Genomic DNA, 9,508 nt, shown 5'->3' with positions numbered 1-9,508 from the left:
TGGTCGCCGTAGTGCGTGCCGCCCGCCTGACCGTACTGGTCGCCGCCGAAGTGGACCTCGTTGTGCTGGGGGGCTGCGTCCGGGCCCGAGACGGCGGCCCCGGCGGAGGCCCCGGGGGAGCCCGGCGCGCCAGGCTCCCCGTGCACCCACGCCACCGTAGGCCCCTCCTTCGTCCCCACGGTCACTCGATGGAACTCCTCCGGGCGAACGCCCAGCGGGCCGTGGCGTACCACTCCCTGGTAGACGCCTTCCGACACGCACAGCACGCAGTCGGATTCGCGCTGCTTCAGGGCGTCCCGCAGGGGGTCGGAGTCCAGGAGGCGGACCGCGTGATTCAGGTCTGAGCCGACCCAGCCGTCGAGTTCGTCGACGGCGACGTAGCCGGAGGAGAGGACGATGCGCAGGCGCATGCGGGCGCTGGTCGCGAGGAGGCGGTTCTTGTTGTGGAGGAGGGCGGGGGTCTCGGTCAGGAGGGTCTTGATCAGCGCCGGTACGGGGACCGCGGTGTCGATGAGCTCCATGACGGAGTCGCCGCGGTCGGCGCGCAGGCGGGCCGTCTCGTCGACGGCGGCGTCGAGCAGGGTCGCGTCGACGACGTCGTAGAGGACGCGACGCAGGAACGCCTGTTCCACGTCGTCGCGTGAGCCGTACTGCTCGATGTCGAAGAGGAGGATCGTGCGGTACACGGGGTCGGTCATGGCTGCCTCTCGCACGTCGGTGTCTGTCGCCCAGCACGATGGCGGGCCGAAGCCGAGCGTCAGAGGACCGATGACATGGAGGGAGTGTGACCGTGTGCACAGACCGAGGGCGGAGGATGTGCGTACGCCAGGCCTAGCTTTCGCCGGCGATGCGGCGCAGTACGTCGGGGCGGAGTACGACGATGCGGCGGCGCCGGGTGGCGACGACCTGCCGGTCCCGCAGCTCCTTGAGGAGCCGGGCCACCGCCTCGCGCGAGGAACCGACCGAGCCGGCGAACTCCTGCTGGCTGAGCCCGATGGTGAGTTCGATGCCCTCGTCCGTCCGGCTGCCGTGGGTGCGGAGCAGTTCGAGGAGCAGTACGGCCAGCCGCTCCCGGACGGTGAGCGCCGCCCACTCCAGCCGCCGGCGGTCGGTCGAGCGCTGCCGGTCCGTGGACAGGCTCAGCAGCTGTAATGCGACCGGAGGGTGGTCCGAGACGAAAACGGTGAAGCGGGCCTGGTCGATGACGACCGCCTCGACCGTCTCCAGAGCCGTCACGGTCGCCGAGCGGTGGCGGCCGCTCAGCGCCGCGCCCTCACCGATGATGTCGCCGGGACCGCGCAGGGCGAGCAGAGCCTCGTAGCCGTTGGCCGCGATCGCCGTGACCTTGGTCCAGCCGTGCAGCAACAGCAGGACGTGGGACGAGGGCTCGTCCTGGTGCAGGATGACGCCGCGGGCCGGATAGCGCAGGGGGCGGCCGATGGCGAGCAGGGCGGCGCGGTCCTCCTTCTCCAGTCGGGCCAGGAAGGGGACGCCGTCGTCGTCCCACGCTCGTGCCTGTCCCCCGGCCATCCCGCCGACCCCCACCTTCACCTGTGCCGATGCCTGTCGTGTACAGGCAGTCAACGTACTTGAGATGACCATGGGAGGAACGAGCGACAATCAGCCGCCTGGCCGGTGTTCGCACCCCTGCCGGACGCACCCGTGCCGGATGCGCCGCTTCGGCGCATCATGGAAGGACTCCGGCTCCCGGGGAGGTGCTCCGTGTCGCAGCCGCCCTATCCGTCCTGGCAACCCTGGCAGGGGTCCGGCGCCCCGTCGATGCTCGCCTCGCACGCCGATCGGGAGCGGGCCGTGGACGTGCTGAGAGCCGGGTACGGCGAGGGTCGGATGGAGCACGACGAGTTCGAGAGGCGGGTGGCGCGGGCGTACGCGGCGCGGACCGTGGGGGAGCTGACGATGCTCGTCGCCGATCTGCCGCAGGGGCCCCTGCCGCAGCCCGCCGGGGTCGTGCCCGTGCCGCGGACCTTCCCGCCCGTGCCGCGGCCGCAGACGAACGGCAAGGCGGTGGCGGCCGGCGTGTGCGGGCTGCTCTGCGTGCCGACCATGGGGCTGACCGGGATTCCGGCCGTGGTGCTGGGCCACGTGGCGAGGGCCGAGATCCGCAGCCGGGGGGAGCTGGGGGACGGGCTCGCGCTGACCGGTCTCGTGCTCGGATGGTTGTCCACGGCCGGCTGGGCACTCGTCCTGGTGTTGCTGACGGTGGTGTCCATCGCTGCCGGGTGACGCGCACGAAGCATGGGCAGACGCGGGCGGTACGGGCGGCTTGAAAGATGGGTAAATCGGACAGCCTGTCATCGAAATGAAGATCGAGAACGGCCGATGGGCTTGACATGTCCCGCATGGTGATGCGGGCGGCACCCATTTGTTTTGACCGCAGCGAATGCGATAGGTACGCTCAGACCTTGTGCCTGGGGTGTGCCCTGGCTCTCGTGCGTGCCATCACCCGCACAGCGAGCTGACACCGGCCACCGCAATCTGCGCTTAATTCTGCCTGGCGGCGGGAGTCCGCGGGATTCGACACACCCGACCGCGTGGGTCGGCGACGTTCCAGGTTAGCTTCACCATTCGGCACACAGAAACCGGAGAAGTAGTGCCTACGATCCAGCAGCTGGTCCGCAAGGGCCGGCAGGACAAGGTCGAGAAGAACAAGACGCCCGCACTCGAGGGTTCGCCCCAGCGTCGCGGCGTCTGCACGCGTGTGTTCACGACCACCCCGAAGAAGCCGAACTCGGCCCTGCGTAAGGTCGCGCGTGTGCGTCTGACCAGCGGGATCGAGGTCACCGCTTACATTCCGGGTGAGGGACACAACCTGCAGGAGCACTCCATCGTGCTCGTGCGCGGCGGCCGTGTGAAGGACCTGCCGGGTGTTCGCTACAAGATCATCCGCGGCTCGCTCGACACCCAGGGTGTCAAGAACCGCAAGCAGGCTCGCAGCCGTTACGGCGCCAAGAAGGAGAAGTAAGAATGCCTCGTAAGGGCCCCGCCCCGAAGCGCCCGGTCATCATCGACCCGGTCTACGGCTCTCCTCTGGTGACCTCCCTGATCAACAAGGTGCTGCTGAACGGCAAGCGCTCCACCGCCGAGCGCATCGTCTACGGCGCCATGGAGGGCCTGCGCGAGAAGACCGGCAACGACCCGGTCATCACGCTGAAGCGCGCTCTCGAGAACATCAAGCCGACCCTCGAGGTCAAGTCCCGCCGTGTCGGTGGTGCCACCTACCAGGTCCCGGTCGAGGTCAAGCCCGGCCGTGCCAACACCCTGGCGCTGCGCTGGCTCGTCGGTTACTCCCGCGCCCGTCGCGAGAAGACCATGACCGAGCGTCTGCTCAACGAGCTCCTCGATGCCAGCAACGGCCTGGGCGCCGCTGTGAAGAAGCGCGAGGACACGCACAAGATGGCCGAGTCCAACAAGGCCTTCGCGCACTACCGCTGGTAGTCGCAGACCCCATCGAGACCGAGAGAAGACTGAAGCCTTATGGCTACCACTTCGCTTGACCTGGCCAGGGTCCGCAACATCGGGATCATGGCCCACATCGACGCGGGCAAGACGACCACCACCGAGCGGATCCTGTTCTACACCGGCGTTTCGTACAAGATCGGTGAGGTCCACGACGGCGCTGCCACCATGGACTGGATGGAGCAGGAGCAGGAGCGTGGCATCACGATCACCTCTGCTGCCACCACCTGTCACTGGCCGCTCGAGGACAACGACTACACCATCAACATCATCGACACCCCGGGTCACGTCGACTTCACCGTCGAGGTGGAGCGCTCCCTGCGCGTGCTCGACGGTGCCGTGACGGTGTTCGACGGTGTCGCCGGCGTTGAGCCCCAGTCCGAGACCGTGTGGCGTCAGGCGGACCGCTACGGCGTTCCGCGTATCTGCTTCGTCAACAAGCTCGACCGCACCGGTGCCGAGTTCCACCGCTGCGTCGACATGATCAGCGACCGCCTGGGCGCGCAGCCGCTGGTCATGCAGCTGCCGATCGGTGCCGAGGCGGACTTCAAGGGCGTCATCGACCTCGTGACGATGAAGGCCCTGGTCTGGTCGGCCGAGGCGACCAAGGGCGAGATGTACGACACCGTCGACATCCCGGACACCCACATCGAGGCTGCCGAGGAGTACCGCGGCAAGCTGCTCGAGGCCGTCGCCGAGAACGACGACGAGCTGATGGAGCTGTACCTGGAGGGCACCGAGCCCACCGTGGAGCAGCTCTACGCCGCGATCCGTCGCATCACCATCGCGTCCGGCAAGGGCGGCGGCACCACCGTCACCCCCGTGTTCTGCGGTACCGCGTTCAAGAACAAGGGTGTTCAGCCCCTGCTCGACGCGGTCGTGCGCTACCTGCCCACCCCGCTCGACGTCGAGGCCATCGAGGGCCACGACGTCAAGGACCCGGAGCAGGTCATCGCGCGCAAGCCGTCGGACGACGAGCCCCTCGCCGCGCTCGCGTTCAAGATCATGAGCGACCCGCACCTCGGCAAGCTCACCTTCGTCCGCGTGTACTCCGGCCGCCTGCACTCCGGCACCGCCGTGCTGAACTCGGTCAAGGGCCGCAAGGAGCGCATCGGCAAGATCTACCGCATGCACGCCAACAAGCGTGAGGAGATCGAGTCGGTGGGCGCCGGCGACATCGTCGCCGTCATGGGCCTGAAGCAGACCACCACCGGTGAGACGCTGGCGGACGAGAAGAACCCGGTCATCCTGGAGTCCATGGACTTCCCGGCGCCGGTCATCGAGGTCGCCATCGAGCCCAAGTCGAAGGGCGACCAGGAGAAGCTCGGCGTCGCGATCCAGCGCCTGGCCGAGGAGGACCCCTCCTTCCAGGTGCACACCAACGAGGAGACCGGCCAGACCGTCATCGGCGGTATGGGCGAGCTTCACCTCGAGGTGCTCGTGGACCGCATGAAGCGCGAGTTCAAGGTCGAGGCCAACGTCGGCAAGCCGCAGGTCGCGTACCGCGAGACGATCCGCAAGGCCGTCGAGAAGGTCGAGTTCACCCACAAGAAGCAGACGGGTGGTACCGGCCAGTTCGCTCGCGTGATCATCGCGATCGAGCCGATCGAGGGCGGCGACGCCAGCTACGAGTTCATCAACAAGGTGACCGGTGGCCGTGTGCCGAAGGAGTACATCCCTTCGGTGGACGCCGGTGCGCAGGAGGCCATGCAGTTCGGCATCCTCGCCGGTTACGAGATGACCGGTGTCCGCGTGACGCTGCTCGACGGTGCCTACCACGAGGTCGACTCCTCCGAGCTCGCGTTCAAGATCGCCGGTTCGCAGGCCTTCAAGGAGGCCGCGCGCAAGGCCAGCCCCGTGCTGCTCGAGCCGATGATGGCCGTCGAGGTCACCACGCCCGAGGACTACATGGGTGAGGTCGTCGGCGACATCAACTCCCGCCGTGGTCAGATCCAGGCCATGGAGGAGCGGGCCGGTGCCCGCGTCGTGAAGGGCCTCGTGCCCCTTTCGGAGATGTTCGGCTACGTCGGCGACCTGCGCAGCAAGACGTCCGGCCGTGCCAGCTACTCCATGCAGTTCGACTCCTACGCCGAGGTTCCCCGGAACGTCGCCGAGGAGATCATCGCGAAGGCCAAGGGCGAGTAACGCACCGCGTCTACACGCCGTAGGCTTGACTCCGGAGCCTTGAGGGGCATTCCGCCGCAATCGTGGTGAGAATGCCCCGGGGCCCGGGCTTTCCAGCAAAGATCACCTGGCGCCGATGAGTAAGGCGTACCAGAACCACTCCACAGGAGGACCCCAGTGGCGAAGGCGAAGTTCGAGCGGACTAAGCCGCACGTCAACATCGGCACCATCGGTCACATCGACCACGGTAAGACGACCCTCACGGCCGCCATTACCAAGGTGCTGCACGACGCGTACCCGGACCTGAACGAGGCCTCGGCCTTCGACCAGATCGACAAGGCTCCTGAGGAGCGCCAGCGCGGTATCACCATCTCCATCGCGCACGTCGAGTACCAGACCGAGACGCGTCACTACGCCCACGTCGACTGCCCCGGTCACGCGGACTACATCAAGAACATGATCACGGGTGCGGCGCAGATGGACGGCGCCATCCTCGTGGTCGCCGCCACCGACGGCCCGATGCCGCAGACCAAGGAGCACGTGCTCCTGGCCCGCCAGGTCGGCGTTCCGTACATCGTCGTCGCCCTGAACAAGGCCGACATGGTGGACGACGAGGAGATCCTGGAGCTCGTCGAGCTCGAGGTCCGTGAGCTCCTCACCGAGTACGAGTTCCCGGGCGACGACGTTCCCGTCGTCAAGGTCTCCGCTCTGAAGGCGCTCGAGGGCGACAAGGAGTGGGGCAACTCCGTCCTCGAGCTCATGAACGCCGTCGACACCGCCATTCCGGAGCCGGAGCGCGACGTCGACAAGCCGTTCCTCATGCCGATCGAGGACGTCTTCACGATCACCGGTCGCGGTACGGTCGTCACCGGCCGTATCGAGCGCGGTGTCCTGAAGGTCAACGAGACCGTGGACATCATCGGCATCAAGCCGGAGAAGACCACCACCACGGTCACCGGCATCGAGATGTTCCGCAAGCTGCTCGACGAGGGCCAGGCCGGTGAGAACGTCGGTCTGCTCCTCCGTGGCATCAAGCGCGAGGACGTCGAGCGCGGCCAGGTCATCATCAAGCCGGGCTCGGTCACCCCGCACACCGAGTTCGAGGCGCAGGCCTACATCCTGTCCAAGGACGAGGGTGGCCGCCACACGCCGTTCTTCAACAACTACCGCCCGCAGTTCTACTTCCGTACGACGGACGTGACCGGCGTGGTGACCCTCCCCGAGGGCACCGAGATGGTCATGCCGGGTGACAACACCGAGATGAAGGTGGAGCTCATCCAGCCCGTCGCCATGGAAGAGGGCCTGAAGTTCGCCATCCGTGAGGGTGGCCGGACCGTGGGCGCCGGCCAGGTCACCAAGATCAACAAGTGAGTCTTCGGACTGGCTTGAGGGTCCACTGACCTGAGTGGCTCGGAGGGGCCCGCACGACTTCGGTCGTGCGGGCCCCTTTGCCGTGCCCGGGGTGCCGGATCACTCCTGTGGGGCGGCGCTGTCCCGGTACAGGGGCAGGCCGTCTGTCGCGATCGTCCAGTCGGCGATGGTCACGTCTTCGCCGTAGACGAAGTCTTTGCGGGTCGCGTAGCGCGGACCGTGCGGTGTGGGGTGGATGTCGGTGAGGACGGCGCCCGTGCCGGTGCGGGGGTCGAAGACGGCGTAGACGGGGATACCGATGAGGGGGTAGTCGCGCATCTTGGTGACCCAGTCGTTGTCCGGGTTGGAGCGGGAGACGACTTCGATGGCGGCGACGAGTGTGCGCGGGTCGAAGGAACCCGGGACGTCCATGTCCTCCAGGGCGATCACCATCACGTCGGGGCGGCGCATGATGCCCTCGGACTCGTCCTCCACATCGGGTTCGCCCGTGTGAGCCACGATCTCCTCCGGCATCACCTTTTCGAGGCGTCTCCGCAGGTGCAGGGTGGTCAGCTCGTGCGGACCCACGGGCGCCATCATGTCGTGGACGATTCCTTCCTTGCTGACCTCGAACTTGCCGGGCAGGGAGTCGTCCATGGACTGAACGAAGTCCCGCATGGCCCGATACCGGTGGGAGGCGCCCTGCTGCTCGTTCTCCGAGGCGGTGGTCATGGCGCTCGCTCCTCGTCTGTGCCCAGGGGCAAGGATCGTCGCTCTCATGCTAAGCGGCCTCCAGAAGACTTGATCGGCAATCGCGGCAGTGGCCGGGGGCCGGCGCGCGGAAGGCTCGGTCGCAGCCGTCGCAGGTCTGAAGCGGGTGCCGGGTGGCCGGCGGTGGCGCGGGTGTGCGGAACGGGGGCGGGGGCGGTAGTTGGGCTGTGAGGCGGTGGGCCAGGAGGGCGGCCGGGCGGCGCAGCGCCTCGGGTGGGAGGTCGCTGGTCAGGGCGTGGCGTACGGCGGTTGCGGAGACGTCGCGTTCGAGCCAGGCGGCGACACCGGGGGAGAGGTGGGCGACGTCGCGGGTGGAGAGGAGGAGGCGGCTGTCCTCGCGGTGGAGGCCTGCGAGGAGGTCCGTGGCCTGTTGGAGGAGGGCGGGTGCCGGGTAGGCCGGGTGCGGTACGGCCGGGAGGGGCTTGCTGCCGGGCGGCATCGTCCGCTTCCCCGGGGCCGGGCGAGGGGCGTCCGTACGGCTGTGACCTGGCTGGTTGCAGGAGATCGTGCGGGTGATGATCCGGCCGCCGGGGACGCGTTCGCGCACGCGCCGCAGATAGCCGTGGGCCTCCAGCTCGCGCAGGGCGGCGGCGATACGGGTCGTGCCCTCCGGGAAGCGGGCGGCGAGGGTCTTGATGTCGACTCGGGCGCCCGCTGGGAGTGACTGGATGTGCGTGCCGAGCCCGATCGCGAGCAGTGACAGCCCCGGGTGCTGGGCGAGGTGGTTGCCGATCACCGTGAGGCGGGCGGTGTGGCGGGTGTTGTCGTGAACCAGGCCGGCTCGGGGGTGCCGCCGGTTCGGGTGCTTCTTCTCGGTTACGGGGGTGTGGGCGTGCGAGGGCACGTTAGGGTTCTGCGTATCCATCAGGAAGTTGGAGCCTTCCTCGGTGGTCAGGCCCTCGCACTGGGATGCCAGTCCCGGCGAGGGCCGTCGCATGTCTGCGGTTGGTTGCGCTGAGCGTAGGGCAGGCAAGGGCTCCCGAATCCAGCTGAGTTGGCGATGTTCACTCGCGTGAGTGAGGCGGCGGCCTGGGCGGGAGGGGTGGGGTTTGGTGGGGTTCTTTCCTCCTCGTGGTCCTTGAGGGAGACCGCCTGCGGCACCGGGGCGCGAGGTGTTGGGTCCCGGTGCTTCGGGTCAGAGGGTGAGTTCGGCCCAGACGGTCTTGCGTGGTGGCAGGCCCGGGGTGACGCCCCAGCGGTCGGCGAGCGCGTCGACGAGGAGCAGGCCGCGTCCGGACTCGGACTCCGGGGTGGGGGGTTGGGGTGTCGGCAGCCGGTCGTCGAGGGTGTCCGTCACTTCGATGCGGAGGGTGTCGGCCACGACGTAGAGGAGCAGGCGGAAGTCGCGGCCGGGGACGCGGCCGTGGGTCGCCGCGTTGGTCGCCAGCTCCGCGACGATTTGCTCCGCCGGGTCCGACGGCAGCCCCCAGGAACGGAGTTGCTCGGTGGCCAGGAGGCGGGCGAGGCGAGCTCCGCGGGGAGTGGGGGACAGCTGAAGACTGAAGTTGCGGATGGGGGTGGCGAGTTCGGGGGATTTCTGCGTCACGTCACTCAGCGTGGTGGTCCGTGCTTACTGTGAACAGTGACTCAGCGGGTGCGTACGGTAACTGTCCGGAGCTTGTCCGGTGATGTCCAGGCTGTCGGGGCCGGGCGTACGGGTAGGGCGCTGGGCACGGTCGTACGACGGAAGGGTGCGGGATGACGGCGGTCGAGGCGGACGCGGGTCGGCTCAAGGGTGAGGCGGACGAGCCGGGTTGGGAGGTGGATCCGGACGACGAGTGGGGTG

9 protein-coding genes and 1 pseudogene are annotated in these 9,508 nt (G+C 68.1%); 5 read left to right on the top strand and 5 right to left on the bottom strand.

Going from position 1 to position 9,508, the window contains the following annotated elements; genetic code table 11:
- Together GTY47_RS07480 and GTY47_RS07475 are read right to left on the bottom strand one after the other, a co-directional pair.
- Nucleotides 1–698, bottom strand: a 698-nt coding sequence (locus GTY47_RS07480; protein ID WP_010036771.1) for a hypothetical protein, incomplete at its 3' end; no start/stop codon positions are given.
- Nucleotides 699–831: 133 nt separating this feature from the next.
- Nucleotides 832–1,530, bottom strand: coding sequence for a Crp/Fnr family transcriptional regulator (locus GTY47_RS07475; RefSeq protein WP_010036770.1), 699 nt, complete (start codon nucleotides 1,528–1,530; stop codon nucleotides 832–834).
- Nucleotides 1,531–1,779: 249 nt separating this feature from the next.
- Between GTY47_RS07475 and GTY47_RS07470 the strand changes: the two genes are divergently transcribed.
- The 5 genes from GTY47_RS07470 (at nucleotide 1,780) to tuf (ending at nucleotide 6,972) form a co-directional block, all read left to right on the top strand.
- A complete protein-coding gene (locus tag GTY47_RS07470) occupies nucleotides 1,780–2,244 on the top strand; it encodes a DUF1707 and DUF4190 domain-containing protein (protein ID WP_050810200.1) in 465 nt (154 codons plus the stop codon).
- Between the two features lie 367 nt (nucleotides 2,245–2,611).
- On the top strand, nucleotides 2,612–2,983 hold the full coding sequence (gene rpsL, locus GTY47_RS07465; protein ID WP_003948652.1) for a 30S ribosomal protein S12: 372 nt from the start codon (nucleotides 2,612–2,614) through the stop codon (nucleotides 2,981–2,983).
- A 2-nt stretch (nucleotides 2,984–2,985) separates the two neighbouring features.
- Nucleotides 2,986–3,456 (top strand): 30S ribosomal protein S7, encoded by a 471-nt coding sequence (gene rpsG, locus GTY47_RS07460; protein ID WP_003998848.1) that lies wholly within the window; start codon nucleotides 2,986–2,988, stop codon nucleotides 3,454–3,456.
- Between the two features lie 39 nt (nucleotides 3,457–3,495).
- Entirely contained in the window at nucleotides 3,496–5,622 is a 2,127-nt protein-coding gene (gene fusA / locus GTY47_RS07455) for an elongation factor G (protein WP_010036759.1), read from the top strand.
- Between the two features lie 156 nt (nucleotides 5,623–5,778).
- Nucleotides 5,779–6,972, top strand: coding sequence for an elongation factor Tu (gene tuf / locus GTY47_RS07450; RefSeq protein ID WP_010036758.1), 1,194 nt, complete (start codon nucleotides 5,779–5,781; stop codon nucleotides 6,970–6,972).
- A 99-nt stretch (nucleotides 6,973–7,071) separates the two neighbouring features.
- On the opposite strand, the gene GTY47_RS07445 is transcribed toward tuf, so the two are convergent.
- From GTY47_RS07445 to GTY47_RS07435, 3 genes and pseudogenes are all read right to left on the bottom strand, one after another.
- The gene (locus GTY47_RS07445) at nucleotides 7,072–7,683 is read right to left on the bottom strand and encodes a Uma2 family endonuclease (protein WP_010036757.1); all 612 of its coding nucleotides are present in this window, start codon (nucleotides 7,681–7,683) and stop codon (nucleotides 7,072–7,074) included.
- Between the two features lie 49 nt (nucleotides 7,684–7,732).
- Complete coding sequence (locus tag GTY47_RS07440) at nucleotides 7,733–8,587, bottom strand: hypothetical protein (protein ID WP_029180957.1); 855 nt, start codon at nucleotides 8,585–8,587, stop codon at nucleotides 7,733–7,735.
- Nucleotides 8,588–8,860: 273 nt separating this feature from the next.
- A pseudogene (locus GTY47_RS07435) lies at nucleotides 8,861–9,268 on the bottom strand (ATP-binding protein); the annotation flags it as partial.
- Nucleotides 9,269–9,508: the final 240 nt, after the last annotated feature.

Origin of the sequence: Streptomyces sp. SID5464, assembly GCF_009862985.1 — a bacterium.
GTDB classification, from domain to species: domain Bacteria; phylum Actinomycetota; class Actinomycetes; order Streptomycetales; family Streptomycetaceae; genus Streptomyces; species Streptomyces chartreusis_D.
This window is presented reverse-complemented; position numbering and strand designations above follow the sequence as displayed.

Excerpts from the sequence above, each read along its gene's own strand:
- GTY47_RS07475 (WP_010036770.1), bottom strand. The coding sequence starts at position 1,530 with ATGGCCGGGGGACAGGCACGAGCGTGGGACGACGACGGCGTCCCCTTC.
- GTY47_RS07470 (WP_050810200.1), top strand. The coding sequence starts at position 1,780 with ATGCTCGCCTCGCACGCCGATCGGGAGCGGGCCGTGGACGTGCTGAGA.
- rpsG (WP_003998848.1), top strand. The coding sequence starts at position 2,986 with ATGCCTCGTAAGGGCCCCGCCCCGAAGCGCCCGGTCATCATCGACCCG.
- fusA (WP_010036759.1), top strand. The coding sequence starts at position 3,496 with ATGGCTACCACTTCGCTTGACCTGGCCAGGGTCCGCAACATCGGGATC.
- GTY47_RS07445 (WP_010036757.1), bottom strand. The coding sequence starts at position 7,683 with ATGACCACCGCCTCGGAGAACGAGCAGCAGGGCGCCTCCCACCGGTAT.
- GTY47_RS07440 (WP_029180957.1), bottom strand. The coding sequence starts at position 8,587 with ATGGATACGCAGAACCCTAACGTGCCCTCGCACGCCCACACCCCCGTA.